Source organism: Streptomyces sp. NPDC001914 (assembly GCF_042891215.1).
Classification (GTDB): Bacteria; Actinomycetota; Actinomycetes; order Streptomycetales; family Streptomycetaceae; genus Streptomyces.
Window position 1 is genome coordinate 54,561 of the sequence record NZ_JBIASW010000014.1, and the last position, 13,136, is coordinate 67,696.

A 13,136-nucleotide genomic window follows, 5' to 3' on the forward strand; every position below is an offset into this window, starting at 1 on the left:
GCCGGGCCAGCCGGGTCGGCCAGGCCAGCCGGGTCGGCTAGGTCGGCCAGAGTGGTCAGGTCGGTCGGGTCGGCCGAAGCCGCCAGGACGGGTCAGCGTGGCCAGGGCGGCCAGCGCGGCCAGAGCCGTCCGCCCAGGTCAGCCGGGTCGGCCAGGCCAGCCGGGTCGGCCAGGTCGGCCAGAGTGGTCAGGTCGGTCGGGTCGGCCGAAGCCGCCAGGACGGGGCAGGGTGGCCAGGCCGACCAGCACGGCCAGAGCCGTCCGCCCAGGCCAGCCGGGTCCGCCAGGACGGTCATCGCGGCCGGGCCGGCCAGAGCGGTCAGGCCGGCCCGGCCGCATGGCCAGCCAGGCCGGTCAGAGCGGCCAGGGCGGTTGGGGCGGCAAGGTCGACCGGGGCCGCCAGGGCGGTCAGGGCGGCGGAGGGGTGGCCGGGTCGGCCGCGGCTTGCTCACTTCGCGGGCAGTGGGCCCGCGGCCCGCGGTTCGAGGGCAGTGGGCCCGGGTTTCGTACCCGTCGGCCCCCGCACCCCGTCACGCGTGCACGCTCAGCTCGCTCGCCAGTAGCCGAGCGCGTTGACCCGCTGTTTCGGCACCGACAACTCCTTGCGGACATGTGCCGACAGCGCACGCGTGGTCGCCGTGTCGCACGCGATCCACACGTACGGCTGCGGGCTGTCCTTCAGCAGCTCGGGCAGGCCCGCCTTCACCTCGTCGACCAGATGGCGTCCGCCGTCGCGGCGCGTCACCTGCCGTACGTCGTGGTGCGCGGCGGCCCGGTAGGGCAGGCCCTCCAGGCTGCCCTCGAACCAGATCGTCGCGGGGACCGGGCCGAGCGCCGTGAGCAGGGAGTTCAGCGCGGGCAGGGAGGCCGGGTCGGCCACGGCGACGACATGCGAGGGCGCGGGTTCGGGGTGCTCGAAGCCCGTGCCCTGGACGGTCGCCTCGATGCGGTCCCCCGGCTTCGCCGCCCTGGCCCAGTCGCTCGCGCGTCCCTCGTGCAGGGCGAACTCCAGACTGAAGGTTCCGGCCGTCGGATCCGGGTCGACCAGGGTGTACGCCCGCTGGTGGGGCTTGCCCGCGTTGTCGAACCACAGCCTCACCCACATCGTCGGGTGGACGCCGGTCACCGCCAGCATGCCCCCGTCGGTGAAGTGGACCCGGCGGAACTCCGCCGTGACGTCCTCGGCGCCCGTCACGGTGAACGCGTAGTCCTTCGCCCGCAGCAGTTTGAGAACCGCGCCTTCCCAACCCCGCCCCTGCGCCTGCCCCATCGCTTCCTCACCCTTCGGTACGACTTCACTCTGGTAATCAGTTAGGTGAGCCTAACCTAATATGACCGAGTGGCGCACAGGACGGTCACAGGAAAGCGCCGGCGCACGACCGTGACCGGCTGAACGAGGGGGACCGATGTCCGACACATATTCCACGCGCGCGGCTCTGCACGAGCAGTTCGTCGACGGGTACGGCACCGTCCGCGTCCTGCCCATGGACGCGGAGCTCGACGGCCCGGTGGTTCATGGCTGGGTGAACGCGGACCGGGCCGCCTTCTGGGGCATGAGAGGCCTGGCCGAGGCCGAGGTCACCGCGATATACGCCCACATGGAAGCGCTCGACACCCATCACGCCCATCTGCTCGTGAAGGACGGCGAACCGGTCGCGCTGCTCCAGACGTACGAGCCGGCGGCCGACCGGGTCGGTGACTGCTACGCGGTCGAACCCGGTGACATCGGCGTCCATCTGCTGATGGCGCCGGCCGGACCCGGCGGTGGACGGCCCGGCTGGACCACGGCGCTGCTGAGCGCGGTGGCGTCGTATGTCCTGCTGGGCCTGGACCGCGCCCGCGTCGTGGTCGACCCGGACGTGCGCAACGAGAGGGCCATCGCCCGCTTCCGCCGCCAGGGGTTCACTCCAGGCCCGGTGGTCGTGCTGCCGGAGGTCGACCTTCCCGACGTCCAGCTCCCGGAGAAGCGCGCCCAACTCGCCTTCCTCGCCCGGGAAACGGTCTTCCCCGGGGGCGTCCCGGACCGCTCGGTCTGAGTGCGCGCCGCTCGCACAGGACCGGCTCCGATTCCTATGTCATGCACAGGTCGCTGCTACGGCATCGTGAAGTGTTGACGAAATCGTTGGACTCATGGTCAACGAAAACCACGGACACAAGCCGCGTACTCAGGCGGCCCATCGTTCCCGTCGCTGGTTCATGAACAAGGCCCTGCTCGCGGGCGGCGTCTCCGCCGTCGCGGTCATGGGCGGCTGGGCCGCCTCCTCGGCCGGCGCCGAGGAGACCGGCTCCGCGGACGCCACGGCGAGCGCCACCCCGTCGGGCCCGCCGCCCGGCGGCGGCTTCGGCCAGACGATCGCGTACGACGACTTCGTCGGCGTCACCACGGACGGCACGGTCGTCGAGGACCTGTACGCCGTCCACTCCACCGGCGTTTCCACCGTCCCGGTGGTCCGCGCGGCCCAGTCCTTCGTCGCGTCCCTCACGGACGAGCAGAAGGCGGCCACCCTCTTCGACGTCGACTCCGACCAGTGGCTCGACTGGACGAATGTCGACTCCAACGACCGTGACGGGGTCGCCCTGCGCGATCTGACCGAGAAGCAGTACGCGCTCGGCATCAGACTGCTCAGGGCCTCCCTGTCGGCCCGGGGTCTCCGGCAGGCGGACAACATTCGCAAACTCAACCAGTTCCTGGGCGAGTACGAGGGGGACACCTCGAAGGCGCTGAACGAGGACGCCTACTGGTTCACCGTCATGGGCACTCCCTCGGCGACCGAGGCCTGGGGTTTCCAGTTCGAGGGCCATCACCTCGTCATCAACTACTTCGTCCTGGGCGACCAGGTCGTGATGACCCCGACGTTCATGGGCTCCGAGCCGACGAAGATCACCTACGAGGGGAAGGACTACCACCTGTTCCGGGAGGAGACCGTCGCGGGCCTCGAACTCCTCCGCTCCCTGGACGACTCGCAACTCGCCCGGGCGCTCTCCACGGCCGCGAAGTCCGGCACCGATCTCCTCGCGGGCGCCGGCCAGGACAACGCGGTCGTCCCTTACGCCGGTGTCAAGGGCTCGACGCTGAACCGCCGGCAGCGGCGGCTGCTGCTCGACCTGGCCGAGGTGTACGTCGGGTATCAGGACGAAGGGCACGCGCGGGTGCGCCTGCGTGAGATCGAGAGGCATCTCGACGACACGTACTTCTACTGGATCGGCGCGTACGAGGACGACTCGGCGTTCTACTACCGCGTCCACAGCCCCGTCGTCCTGATCGAGTACGATGCCGAGTCCCCGCTCGGCTACCACGAGACCGAGGACGGCACCTCGGCCTCCCCTTCCGCGTCGGCTTCCGCTTCCGCTTCAGCCTCCGCTTCCGCGAGCGCGAGCGCGGGCCCCGGAGGCCCCGGTCCCCAGGGCACCCCGACCCAGCAGCACATCCACACCATCATCCGCACGCCCAACGGCAACGACTACGGAGTGGACCTGCTCAGGCTCCATCTGGAGACGGACCACTGAGGACATGGCTGTTCCCCCTGCCCGGCCGGGCAGGGGGAACAGCCATGTCCTGGGCCGCGCCGGCCGCGGCGTCCAGGTGCGCCGCCGTCAGGCGAGGGTGACCTCGACCGGGAGCTTCTTGATGCCGTTGACGAAGTTGGACAGGACGCGGGGCGCGTCGCCGGCCAGCCTGATGTCGGCGATCCTCGGGATCAGCTCCTCGAACATGATGCGGATCTCGGTGCGGGCGAGCAGGTTGCCCAGGCACAGGTGGGGACTGCCCTTGCCGAAGGTGATGTGGTCGTTGTTGGCGCGGGTGACGTCGAAGTCGTACGGGTTGCCGAAGACCTCCTCGTCACGGTTGCCGGAGGCGAACCACATGACCACCTTGTCGCCCTCCTTGACCTGCTTGCCGCCGAGTTCTACGTCGCGGGTGGCGGTGCGGCGGAAGTGGTACACGGGGGAGGCCCAGCGCAGGAACTCCTCTACGGCGCCCGGGATCAGCGACGGGTCGTCCTTGAGGCGGGCGAGCTGTTCGGGGTGCTGCAGGAGCGCCAGCATCGAGTGCGAGATCGTGTGGCGGGTGGTCTCGTTGCCGGCCACGACCAGGAGCAGGAAGTAGTTGTCGAAGTCCTGCTCGGACAGCGGGATCCCGTCGCGCGGAACGGTGTTGACCAGCTTGGACACCAGGTCCGTACCGTTGCCGCCGCGGCGCTGCCGGGCCAGTTCGCGCCCGTACTCGAAGACTTCGAGGGACGCGGGCGAACGGAACGGCAGGTCGCGGTACTTGTCGCTCTCCGCGCTGTGCAGCAGTACGTCCGCGTAGTCGGGGTCGGTGTTGCCGATGATGCGGTTGCCCCAGTCGATGAGCTGCTGGTTGTCCTCCGGCGGCACGTCCAGGAGGCGGGCGAGGACGTTGATGGGGAAGTCGGCGGAGACGTCGGCGACGAAGTCGAAGGAGCCCTTGGCCAGGGCCGCGTCGAGGGTCTGCGCCGTCAGGCCGCGCAGGAAGTCGCTGTAGCTGTTGATGACGCTCGCGCCGAACTGGCGCTGGATGACGCTGCGCATCGCGCGGTGGCGGACGCCGTCGAGCTCCAGGATGGAGGCCCGCTTCTTGATCTGGTCGTCGTCGAGCTCTTCGAGGTTGACGAACTTCGAGGAGGTGAACGTCTCCGCGTCGCGGTCCACGGTGGCGATGTCCGCGTGCCGGGTGACCGCCCAGAAGCCGGAGTTGGGGGCCTCCTCGGGCTGCCAGTGCACCGGGTCCTCGTGGCGCAGGGTGTGGAACATGCGCCACGGCTTGATGCCGTCGGCGAAGTTGTCCAGGTTCGCGAGGTCGACCTCTTCGAGCGGCAGCGGCTCGGCGAGGGCGGCGCGCAGTTCGGCCTGGGTGGTGGGGGTGGCGGGAACGGTGGGGCTGGTCATGGTGGTTCTCCTGGGCCGGGCTTCGAAGGGTCAGAGGTGGTAGGCGTACTCGGTGAACTCCCAGTCGGTGACGTGCCGTCCGAAGCGTTCGACCTCGTCCCGCTTGTAGGTCAGGAAGGACGAGGTGAAGTCCTTGCCGAGGATGTCGGTCAGGGCGGTGTCCGCCTCGAGGGCGTCCAGCGCGGCGGCCAGGCTCGTGGGCAGCAGGGCGGAGCGGGCGGTGTCGTAGCCGTAGCCCTCCAGCGGGGCCTCTGGCTCCTCGCCGGCCTGGACGCCGAGCAGGGCGGCGGCGATGGTTCCGGCGATCAGCAGGTAGGGGTTGGCGCTGGCGTCGCCGAGGCGCAGTTCGAGGCGGGCGCCCGAGCCGCGCTCCGGCGGGACGCGGACCATGGCGCTGCGGTTGTCGAGCCCCCAGTCGATCAGCCAGGGCGCGAGCGTGTCGGGTCCGAAGCGTTTGTACGAGTTCACGGTCGGGTTGGCGAGCGCGGCGAGGGCGGGCGCGTGGGCCATGATGCCCGCGATCGCGTGGCGGGCCGTGGCCGAGAGGCCGTACGCGCCCGAGGGGTCGTCGAAGGCGTTGCGGCCCTCGGTGTCCTCGCAGGACAGGTGGAGGTGGAAGCCGGAGCCGCCGGCGTCGCCGAAGGGCTTGGCCATGAAGGTGGCGAGGTTGCCCTCCTGGCGGGCGAGCTCCTTGACGGCGGCCTTGAAGCGGAAGGCGCGGTCGGCCGCGTCCAGGGCCGCCGAGTGGGTCAGGTTGATCTCGTACTGGCCGCCGTCGAACTCGTGGTTGCCGGTCACGACGCCGAGGCCCAGGTCCCGCAGTTGGCGCAGGGTGCGCAGCAGATGGTTTCCCGGGTCGGCCCGCAGCCCGGCGGTGTAGACGGCGCCGGTGGCCTCCGGGGAGCGGCGCCAGCCGGTGGGCGTGCCCGGCGCGGGCTCCAGCAGGAAGTACTCCAGCTCGGGGCCGACGACGGGGCGCAGCCCCTGCTCGGCGCACCGGGCCAGGACGGTCCGCAGCAGGTCGCGCGGTGATTCGGGCGCGGGGGCCGAGGTCGCCGGGTCGGTGACCTCGCCGAGACAGGTCGCGACCCCGGGCTCCCAGGGCAGTACGGCCGCGGTGGACAGGTCGGGGCGTACGGACACGTCGGGCAGGCCGGCGTCCAGTCCGCCCGCGACCGGGACCACGTCGCCCTGCGGGGTCGTGTGGTAGACGGCGCGGCAGAAGGCCAGTCCGTGCTCGCACGCCGAGGGCAGGTGGTCCAGCAGGACGTCACGGGCGCGGTCGGTGCCGATCAGGTCGGGATAGACGACCCTGACCACGTCGACGCCCTCGGCGGCGAGCCGCTCCATGTGCCGGCGGATGTCTGGGGTGTCGGATGCGCTCACCGTTGTCTCCTTGGCGGAAGGGTGGGGTGTCCCCGTGGGCCTGGGGCCGGGGACGCGTGGTGTGCAGAGAACGGGAGCCGGGGTGCGGGGGAGGTGAGTCGGACCCCGAGTCGGTCGTTTGAGTCCGAACGGTATGAGGCGGGCCGGTGCCCCGCAAGGGGGTGGCGGAAAGAATTTATCCACCTGGACAGGTATTGACCAGGGTCGAACGGCTTCCTATGTTGTTTGAAGCCAAACGAGTTAGGGACGCGGCTTCGCCTCCCTTTGGCCGAGGGGCCCGGTCCGACACCGGTCGGGCCCCTCATTCCCCCTTCCCTCCCTGCTCCGACGCCCGTATCCACAGGAGGACCGGCCATGAAGGTCGTCGTCGACATGATCAAGTGCCAGGACCACGGCCAGTGCGTCTTCGCCGCCCCCGACGTCTTCTCGATGGACGACGACGGCCACCTCGCCTACGTCTCCGACGTGGACGAGGCGCTGCGTGACGAGGTCGAGGAAGCCGCCGACGTGTGCCCGCTCCAGGCCATCCGGATCGAGGGCTGATCCCGATGACCGCACGCGTAGTCGTCGCGGGCGCCTCGATGGGCGGCCTGCGCGCCGCCGAACAACTGCGCGCCGCCGGCTGGACCGGCGCCGTCACGGTGGTCGGCGACGAGCCGCACATGCCGTACAACCGGCCTCCGCTGTCCAAGGAAGTCCTCGCGGGCAAGGCGTCGTTCGCATCCCTCGCCTTCACCCCGAAGGCGGCCGCCGCCGACGTCGAATGGCGGCTCGGGACCCCGATCGCCAGCGCCCGCCTCGACGAGCGCGTCGTCGAACTCGCCGACGGCGAGCGGATCCCGTACGACGGACTGGTCGTCGCCACCGGAATGCGCCCCCGTCGGCTCCGCTGCCCGGGCCCGCTCGTCGGCCGCCACACCGTCCGCACCCTCGCCGACGCCCAGATCCTGCGCGACGCGCTGATCCGGCCCGGAGCGCGGGTGGTCGTCGTCGGCGCCGGATTCATCGGCTGCGAGGTCGCCGCCACCGCCGTGGGACTCGGGGCGGGAGAGGTCACGGTCGTCGACCCGCTGCCGCTGCCCATGGCGGGCCCGCTCGGCGATCTGCTGGGCGGCGCGCTGCAAAAGCGGCACGAGGAGCGCGGAGTGCGCTTCGCCCTCGGCACCGGAGTCGCCGGATTCGAGGGCGACCGCCGGGTCACCGGAGTCGTCCTCGGCGACGGAACGGTCCTCGCCGCCGACGTGGTCGTGGAGTCGGTCGGTTCGGTCGCCAACACCGAGTGGCTGGACGGCAACGGACTCGACCTGTCCGACGGGGTCCTCACCGACGAGCACCTGCGAGTCGGCGGACGTCCCGAGGTCGTCGCGGTCGGCGACGTGGCCCGCTTCCCCAACGCCCGCTACGACGGGGTACCCCGCCGCGTCGAGCACTGGTCCATCCCGACGGACACCGCCAAGCACGCCGCCAAGGTCCTCGCCGCCCATCTCGGCGGCACGGAAGCCGAGTCGTCACCCTTCGCGCCGCTGCCCACCTTCTGGAGCGACCAGCACGAGTTCCGGCTCCAGTCCTTCGGCTCGCCCCTGCTCGGCAAGGACGACGTACGGATCCTCGAAGGCGACCCGGACGGCGACGTCGTCGTCGGTTACCACAGCGGCGACCTGCTGGTCGGCGTAGTGGCCCTCGGAGGCCAGTCCGCCGCGATGCGCGCCGCGCGCTACCGCGCCCAGCTGCTCAAGCAGCCCGCCCTCACCGCGTAACGAAGCGTAAGGAACCCCCGCCATGTCCCCTGTCCGTGGCTTCTTCCACCCCAAGACGCACCGCGGCACCTCGTCGCTCGTCCCCTCCCCGCCGTGGCGCTACTCCGGCGACCTGCTCACCGTCGAGTACCGCACGGACCCCGCACGGGTGCGCGAACTGCTGCCCGAACCCCTGGAGTTGGCCGACGAGGACCCGGGCGCGGTCGCGCTGATCTGGGCCGACTGGCAGTCCTGCTCCGGCAACGGCGACGAACTGCTCGACCCGGTCCTCGCCCAGTACAAGGAGGCCTTCGCGGTCGTCCGCTGCAAGTACCGGGGACAGACCTACACCCGCTGCGTGTACATCTGGGTCGACAAGGACTTCGCGATCGCCCGAGGACTGCACCAGGGCTACCCGAAGAAGCTCGGCTCGATCCACCAGACCCGCCCGCACCCCTACGGCCCCGCCCCGCGCATCGAGGCCGGTGCCCGCTTCGGCGCCACCCTCGCCGCCGCCGACCGGCGCCTGGCCCAGACCGTCGTCACTCTGCGGGAACCGTCAAAGACCAACGGCTTCGTGAACAGCCACCCCATGGCCCACCACCGGTGGCTGCCCTCCATCGAGAAGGGCAAGGGCCTCGCGCTCGACGAACTGATCGAGTCGGGCGCCGCCTCCTTCGAGGGCGGACAGGCCTGGACCGGCGACGCCGAACTGGAGCTGTTCGAGGCGCCCACCGAGGAACTGGCCCGACTGGAGATCCGCGAGCCGATCGCCGCCTACTACCGGCAGGTCGGCGTCGTCTGGGACGGCGGACGCCTTCTGGAGTCCGGCACCTCCGGCGCCGAGTGACCCCGACCACCGTACCCACCACAGGACTTGGAGTCCGGACATGACCGAGCACACCCTCACGGTGGCCGGGGTCGCCGTCGACACCCGGCACTGGATCGGCGGCGAACGCGTCGCCTCCGCGGAGACGTTCACCGACGTCTCGCCGATCGACGGAAGCGTCATCGGCGAGATCTCCCGGGGCACCGCGACGGAGGCCGCCGCGGCCGTGGCCGCCGCCAAGGCCGCCTTCCCCGCCTGGGCCGCCACCTCCCGCGCCGAACGCGCCCGCATCCTGCACGCCGTCGCCGACGGCGTGGAGAAGCGCATCGAGGACCTGGCGATCGTCGAGACCACGGACAACGGCGCCCTCCTGCGCTCGCACCGCCGGGGCGTGATGCCGCGCGTCGCCCACAACTTCCGCTTCTTCGCCGACTGGCTCCTGAAGCTGGACCACGAGGACTTCGAGACCCGCGGCCACACCAACCACGTGAGCTGGGACCCGGCGGGCCCCTCGGTGCTCATCACCCCCTGGAACGCCCCGCTGATGCTGTCGACCTGGAAGGTCGCCCCGGCCCTCGCCGCCGGCAACACGGTCGTCCTCAAGCCCGCCGAATGGACCCCGCTCACCGCCTCGCTGCTCGCGGACATCGCCGCCGAGGCCGGACTGCCCGCCGGCGTCCTCAACATCGTCCAGGGATACGGCTCCGAGATCGGCGACGCCCTCACCTCGCACCCCGACGTGCGCCGCATCAGCTTCACCGGCTCGGTGCCGACGGCCCAGCGGATCACGGCGTCTGCGGCCCCGAACCTCACCCCGCTCAGCCTCGAACTCGGCGGCAAGTCACCGCTGTTGGTCTTCGCCGACGCCGACCTCGACCTCGCCGTCGATCTCGCCGTCGAGCAGTACGACAACGCCGGCCAGGTCTGTCTCGCCGCGACGCGCATCCTGGTCGAGGCGAGTGTCGCCGAGGAGTTCACCCGGCGCTTCGCGGAGAAGGCCGCGACGATCGTGCAGGGCGACCCGCGCGACGAGGCCACTGACATCGGTCCGAACATCCACGAGCGCCAGCTGGAGAAGATCGACGGCTTCGTGCGGCGTGCCCTCGACGCGGGCGCCCGCGCGGTCGTCGGCGGCCACCGCGGCGAGGGCCAGTACTACGCGCCCACCCTTCTCACCGACGTCGCCCAGGACTCCGAGATCGTCCAGGAAGAGGTCTTCGGCCCCGTCCTGACCCTCCAGACCTTCAGCACCGAGGACGAGGCGGTCCGCCTCGCCAACGACACCCGCTTCGGGCTCGCCGCCACCCTCGCCACCGGCGACCGGGACCGCGCCGCACGCGTCACCCAGCGACTCGTCGCCGGGACGGTCTGGGTCAACTGCTTCTTCGTACGCGACCTCCAGGCGCCCTTCGGCGGCTCCCGGCACTCCGGCGTCGGCCGCGAGGGCGGCACCTGGAGCTTCGACTTCTACTGCGACCTGAAGAACACCGTCACCGCCCCGAAGGGATGGAACGACCATGGGTGAGATCGTCGGGGCGGGGCTGCTCGCCCACGTCCCCACCATCGTGCTCCCCGAGGAGATCCGGCTGGAGTTGAACGAGGGCAAGGAGATCACCCTCGTCACCGGTCTCGAACAGCTCCGCGAGGAGGTCTTCGAGCGCGACGACTACGACACCGTCGTGGTCCTCGACTCGCACTGGGCGACCACCGTCGAGTTCGTCGCCACCGCCCAGCACCGCCGGGCCGGCCTGTTCACCTCGGAGGAACTGCCGCGCGGCATGAGCCGGATGCCGTACGACTACCCCGGAGACCCCGAACTCGCCCACAACATAGCCAAGTTCGCGGACAAGCACGGCACCTGGATCACCGCGATCGACGACGACTACCTGCCGGTCTACTACGCCACCATCAACCTCTGGAAGTTCCTCGGCGAGGGACTGCCCGGCAAGCGGTGGGTGACCATCGGGGTGTGCCAGACCGGCGACATGGAGGACCATCTGCGCCTCGGCCGGGCCCTCGCCGACGGCATCGCCGCCACCCCCGGACGCCGGGTGCTGCTCATCGCCTCGGGCGCCCTCTCGCACACCTTCTGGCCGCTGCGCGAACTGCGCGACCACGAGTCCAGCGACCCGGCGCACATCTTCACCCCCGAGGCGCGCGAGGCCGATCTGGAGCGCATCGCCTGGTTCAAGGAGGGCCGCCACGACAAGGTCCTCGACACCATGGACGAGTTCTGGAAGTACAGGCCCGAGGCGAAGTTCTTCCACTACCTGATGATGGCCGGCGCCCTCGGCGAAGGAGCCTGCGTCGCCACGGCCCGCCAGTACGGCGCGTACGAGAACTCCATCGGCACCGGCCAGGTCCACCTCTGGTTCGACCGCCCGGCCGACGGCTGGACCGGCGCGGGAACCCCCGCCCCGGCCACCGCACCCCACAACCCCCACCGACGTTCCTAGGAAGGCAGCCATGCCCGAGTACCGCCGCATCCTCCTCAACGGCGCCGCCGTCCAGGTCACCGTCGACGGGGACGAGCTCGTCGCCGCCGACGGCCGCCGCGTCAAGACCGAGGAGGCACAGCACCTGCCCCCGGTCGTCCCCTCCAAGGTGATCGCCGTCCACCTCAACCACCGCAGCCGCGTGGACGAGTTCGGGATCACCCTGCCCGACACCCCGACCTACTTCCACAAACCCACCTCCTCCCTCAACTCCCACAAGGGCGCCATCGTCCGCCCCGAGGGCTGCAAGTGGCTGAACTACGAGGGCGAGGTCGCCATCGTCATCGGGCGGACGGCACGCAACATCTCCCCGGCCGAGGCGGGGGAGTACATCGCGGGCTACACCGTCGCCAACGACTACGGTCTGCACGACTTCCGGGACACCGACGCCGGCTCCATGCTCCGCGTCAAGGGCTCCGACACCCTCTGCCCGCTCGGCCCCGGCCTGGTCACCGACTGGGACTTCCGCGGCAAGAGCCTGCGGACGTACGTCAACGGCGAGGTCGTGCAGGACGGTTCGACCGACGAGATGCAGTGGGACATGCACTACCTCGTCGCCGACATCGCCCGCACCATCACCCTCTACCCCGGCGACGTCCTGCTGTCGGGCACCCCGGCCAACTCCCGCCCCGTACAGCCCGGTGACGTCGTCGAGGTGGAGGTCGAGGGACTGGGGCGGCTCACCAACCACATCGTGACCGGCCCGACCCCGATCCGCGGCGACGTCGGCGCCCAGCCCACCGAGTCCGAAGAGGTCCTGTCCACCGCGCTCGGCGGGGACTGGGAGTTCCGCGGCATCCGCCCGCCCCGGCGCTGATGCCCGCCGCACGAGGGCGCCGCGGCGGCCAGGAAGGTGCCGACCGTCCGGCGGGCCGCTCCGGCACCCGGCGCGCGAAGCCCGGCACGGGCAACGCCACAGGCACCTCCACGGGACCCGGCACGAGCACCGTCACGGGACCCGCGCCGGTCCGTGCCGGACCCCGTGAGCAGGCGGGTAGGGTCGGGGCCATGGCCGAAACCGCCGAGACTCCTGAGGGCCGCAAGCCGCGCCGGCGCATGAACTACGGCGAGGGCCGCGAAGCCCTGCTCAACGCCGCCGTGCGGGTCGTGGCACGGGGCGGGCTGCGCCGGCTCACGTACCGGGCGGTCGCGGAGGAGGCGGGCACCACGCACGGCCTCGTGGTGCACCACTTCGGTTCGCGGGACGCGCTGATCGAGGAGGCGGTCGCGCACGCGATCCGCACCTCCCTGAACACCAGCGCGCTCGAGCCCGGCACCGGCAAGGTGGAGGACTTCTCCGTGGGAGTGTCCGAGATGGTCACGGCCGACCCGGACATCCAGTCCTTCCAGTACGAGCTGCTGCTGGAGGCCAGGCGCCGCCCCGAACTGCTGCCGCACCTGCGCGCGCTCTACGACCAGTACTTCGACGCCACCGGGCGGGAGCTGTCCCGCATGCTGCCCGAGGGTGCCGGGCAGCCGCTCACCCGGCTCGTCTTCGCCGCCCTCGACGGCCTCGTGCTGCACCAACTCGTCTTCGGCGGACCCGAGATCACCGACGGCGCCGTCGAGGAACTGCGCTCGCTGCTCCGGCTGCTCCAAGAGCAGCGGGGCACCGACGCCGAGAGCCGCGACTGACGGTCCGGCCGACCACGATTTCGAGGCCTCGGACGCCCGCCGTCCGGGGCCTCGCCCTTTCGGGACAGGAAACCGGGCGCAGCCCCTTGTCAAACGGATAGTTCCAGCCCAGTATGAGGCAACTCGTTTGGCCTGAAACGAATC

At 71.0% G+C, this 13,136-nt stretch carries 12 protein-coding genes; 9 read left to right on the forward strand and 3 right to left on the reverse strand.

The annotated features are described in order from the left end of the window. Window positions 1-544: 544 nt before the first annotated feature. Window positions 545-1,270 (reverse strand): siderophore-interacting protein, encoded by a 726-nt coding sequence (locus ACFYYF_RS31450; RefSeq protein WP_388780869.1) that lies wholly within the window; start codon window positions 1,268-1,270, stop codon window positions 545-547. Window positions 1,271-1,406: 136 nt separating this feature from the next. On the opposite strand from ACFYYF_RS31450, the gene ACFYYF_RS31455 reads away from it, so the two are divergent. Both ACFYYF_RS31455 and ACFYYF_RS31460 read left to right on the forward strand, forming a co-directional pair. Continuing rightward, window positions 1,407-2,036 (forward strand): GNAT family N-acetyltransferase, encoded by a 630-nt coding sequence (locus tag ACFYYF_RS31455; protein ID WP_388780870.1) that lies wholly within the window; start codon window positions 1,407-1,409, stop codon window positions 2,034-2,036. A 94-nt stretch (window positions 2,037-2,130) separates the two neighbouring features. After that, entirely contained in the window at window positions 2,131-3,507 is a 1,377-nt protein-coding gene (locus tag ACFYYF_RS31460; protein WP_388780871.1) for a DUF3500 domain-containing protein, read from the forward strand. 87 nt (window positions 3,508-3,594) lie between these two features. Here ACFYYF_RS31460 and ACFYYF_RS31465 read toward each other — a convergent pair whose 3' ends face one another. Continuing rightward, entirely contained in the window at window positions 3,595-4,911 is a 1,317-nt protein-coding gene (locus ACFYYF_RS31465; protein ID WP_361694486.1) for a cytochrome P450, read from the reverse strand. A gap of 30 nt (window positions 4,912-4,941) precedes the next feature. Next, window positions 4,942-6,297 (reverse strand): glutamine synthetase family protein, encoded by a 1,356-nt coding sequence (locus ACFYYF_RS31470; RefSeq protein WP_388780872.1) that lies wholly within the window; start codon window positions 6,295-6,297, stop codon window positions 4,942-4,944. A 354-nt stretch (window positions 6,298-6,651) separates the two neighbouring features. Between ACFYYF_RS31470 and ACFYYF_RS31475 the strand changes: the two genes are divergently transcribed. The 7 genes from ACFYYF_RS31475 to ACFYYF_RS31505 all read left to right on the forward strand — a co-directional run bounded on the left by ACFYYF_RS31475 (window position 6,652) and on the right by ACFYYF_RS31505 (window position 12,992). Further along, window positions 6,652-6,840 carry a ferredoxin gene (locus tag ACFYYF_RS31475; protein ID WP_326783586.1) on the forward strand — a complete coding sequence of 63 codons (189 nt, stop codon included), beginning with the start codon at window positions 6,652-6,654 and terminating at the stop codon, window positions 6,838-6,840. Window positions 6,841-6,845: 5 nt separating this feature from the next. After that, a complete protein-coding gene (locus ACFYYF_RS31480; protein ID WP_388780873.1) occupies window positions 6,846-8,054 on the forward strand; it encodes an NAD(P)/FAD-dependent oxidoreductase in 1,209 nt (402 codons plus the stop codon). A 22-nt stretch (window positions 8,055-8,076) separates the two neighbouring features. After that, on the forward strand, window positions 8,077-8,883 hold the full coding sequence (locus tag ACFYYF_RS31485) for an acetoacetate decarboxylase family protein (protein WP_388780874.1): 807 nt from the start codon (window positions 8,077-8,079) through the stop codon (window positions 8,881-8,883). Between the two features lie 40 nt (window positions 8,884-8,923). After that, window positions 8,924-10,387 carry an aldehyde dehydrogenase gene (locus ACFYYF_RS31490; protein ID WP_388780875.1) on the forward strand — a complete coding sequence of 488 codons (1,464 nt, stop codon included), beginning with the start codon at window positions 8,924-8,926 and terminating at the stop codon, window positions 10,385-10,387. After that, the gene (locus tag ACFYYF_RS31495; RefSeq protein ID WP_388780876.1) at window positions 10,380-11,318 is read left to right on the forward strand and encodes a 3,4-dihydroxyphenylacetate 2,3-dioxygenase; all 939 of its coding nucleotides are present in this window, start codon (window positions 10,380-10,382) and stop codon (window positions 11,316-11,318) included. Before ACFYYF_RS31490 ends, ACFYYF_RS31495 begins: the two co-directional genes overlap by 8 nt. Before the next feature lie 10 nt (window positions 11,319-11,328). After that, window positions 11,329-12,174, forward strand: coding sequence for a fumarylacetoacetate hydrolase family protein (locus ACFYYF_RS31500; protein ID WP_388780877.1), 846 nt, complete (start codon window positions 11,329-11,331; stop codon window positions 12,172-12,174). Window positions 12,175-12,365: 191 nt separating this feature from the next. Continuing rightward, a complete protein-coding gene (locus tag ACFYYF_RS31505; RefSeq protein WP_388780878.1) occupies window positions 12,366-12,992 on the forward strand; it encodes a TetR/AcrR family transcriptional regulator in 627 nt (208 codons plus the stop codon). The last annotated feature ends 144 nt before the right edge of the window (window positions 12,993-13,136 follow it).

Excerpts from the sequence above, each read along its gene's own strand:
- ACFYYF_RS31450 (WP_388780869.1), bottom strand. The coding sequence starts at position 1,270 with ATGGGGCAGGCGCAGGGGCGGGGTTGGGAAGGCGCGGTTCTCAAACTG.
- ACFYYF_RS31455 (WP_388780870.1), top strand. The coding sequence starts at position 1,407 with ATGTCCGACACATATTCCACGCGCGCGGCTCTGCACGAGCAGTTCGTC.
- ACFYYF_RS31460 (WP_388780871.1), top strand. The coding sequence starts at position 2,131 with ATGGTCAACGAAAACCACGGACACAAGCCGCGTACTCAGGCGGCCCAT.
- ACFYYF_RS31465 (WP_361694486.1), bottom strand. The coding sequence starts at position 4,911 with ATGACCAGCCCCACCGTTCCCGCCACCCCCACCACCCAGGCCGAACTG.
- ACFYYF_RS31475 (WP_326783586.1), top strand. The coding sequence starts at position 6,652 with ATGAAGGTCGTCGTCGACATGATCAAGTGCCAGGACCACGGCCAGTGC.
- ACFYYF_RS31480 (WP_388780873.1), top strand. The coding sequence starts at position 6,846 with ATGACCGCACGCGTAGTCGTCGCGGGCGCCTCGATGGGCGGCCTGCGC.
- ACFYYF_RS31485 (WP_388780874.1), top strand. The coding sequence starts at position 8,077 with ATGTCCCCTGTCCGTGGCTTCTTCCACCCCAAGACGCACCGCGGCACC.
- ACFYYF_RS31490 (WP_388780875.1), top strand. The coding sequence starts at position 8,924 with ATGACCGAGCACACCCTCACGGTGGCCGGGGTCGCCGTCGACACCCGG.
- ACFYYF_RS31495 (WP_388780876.1), top strand. The coding sequence starts at position 10,380 with ATGGGTGAGATCGTCGGGGCGGGGCTGCTCGCCCACGTCCCCACCATC.
- ACFYYF_RS31500 (WP_388780877.1), top strand. The coding sequence starts at position 11,329 with ATGCCCGAGTACCGCCGCATCCTCCTCAACGGCGCCGCCGTCCAGGTC.
- ACFYYF_RS31505 (WP_388780878.1), top strand. The coding sequence starts at position 12,366 with ATGGCCGAAACCGCCGAGACTCCTGAGGGCCGCAAGCCGCGCCGGCGC.